Source organism: Nocardioides sp. NPDC059952 (assembly GCF_042730435.1).
In the GTDB taxonomy this organism is placed as follows: Bacteria; Actinomycetota; Actinomycetes; order Propionibacteriales; family Nocardioidaceae; genus Nocardioides.
In genome coordinates this window covers 1-1136 of record NZ_JBHWLY010000172.1, presented here as the reverse complement: position 1 = coordinate 1136, position 1136 = coordinate 1, and the positions used below count along the sequence as shown (strand labels likewise).

The window sequence follows — 1136 nt, the reverse complement described above, 5'->3', positions numbered from 1 at the left end:
CTCACCACGCACGGCGTGGACGTTACATTCGCGGCGCCGCCGGCGGACCTGGACACCGACATGCCGAGCTGGGCCGGCTGACAGCCTGTTCTTACGCCGTTGGGCCGGTCCCGACCGGGGACCGGCCCTACTGCGTACGTGGCACTGTGGTCGCATGACTCTCGACGCCGAAAGCACCCGCCAGATCGAGGCCAACCGAGCCAACTGGGACGCCCGGACACCCGTCCACGTCGCCAGCGCGTTCTACGGCATCGACGGGTCCCGACCGGCCGAGTCGTGGTTCGCCGACTACGAGTGGACCGACCTCGGCGACCTCGTCGGCCGCGAGGTCGTGCATCTGCAGTGTCATCTCGGCACCGAGACGGTCGCGTTCGCGCAGAGGGGTGCGGTGACGTACGGACTGGACATCTCGGCCGAGGCGGTGGCCGCAGCGCGCCGGATCGCCGCCGAGCGCGGGCTTGCCGTCGACTACCACGAGGCCGACGTCCACGACGCCGTCGAGGTCCTGGGCGCCGGCCGGTTCGACGTCGTCTACACCGGCAAGGGCGCGGTCTGCTACCTACCCGACATCGAGCTGTGGGCGCGGGTCGTCCACGATCTGCTCAAGCCCGGCGGGTTCCTCTACCTGGCCGAGTTCCACCCGCTCCTGGACGCTCTGGGCGAGGTGCCGGAGCCGGGGCTGGAGGACTCCCTCGAGCTGCACCACGACTACCTCTCGGGCCGGGGTGCGATCGCGAAGGACTCGACCCACACCTACACCGACGGCCCGGCCCTGAGCAGCGCCACGACGGCGTACGAATGGCGTCACGGGGTCGGCGAGGTCGTCACCGCGCTCGCGGGGGCGGGCCTGCGGATCGAGGTCGTCCGTGAGGACCAGCGGCTGCCGTGGCCCCGCTTCCCGTCGATGGTGGCGGGGGAGGACGGCTGGTTCAGGCTGCCCGAGCAGGCGCCCCGGATCCCGTTGCTCTACGCGATCCGGGCACGCCGGCCATAGCTGGATCTCGACCCGCAGTCACGGCCGCGCAAGCGCGGCCCGGCGCGCGCTCGATCTCCACGCGGTTTGCCCCCCCCACCGCCCGGGCAACGCCGGGTCTCACCGGCCGCCGGGGGTGGCGCGGGGGGGTATAAAAAAAAAC

Annotated in this window: 1 protein-coding gene; it reads left to right on the top strand. The window is 71.7% G+C overall.

Annotated features, from left to right (window positions below; all coding sequences use genetic code 11):
* Positions 1 to 154 precede the first annotated feature (154 nt).
* Complete coding sequence (locus tag ACFV9G_RS29975; RefSeq protein ID WP_378733145.1) at positions 155 to 994, top strand: class I SAM-dependent methyltransferase; 840 nt, start codon at positions 155 to 157, stop codon at positions 992 to 994.
* The last annotated feature ends 142 nt before the right edge of the window (positions 995 to 1136 follow it).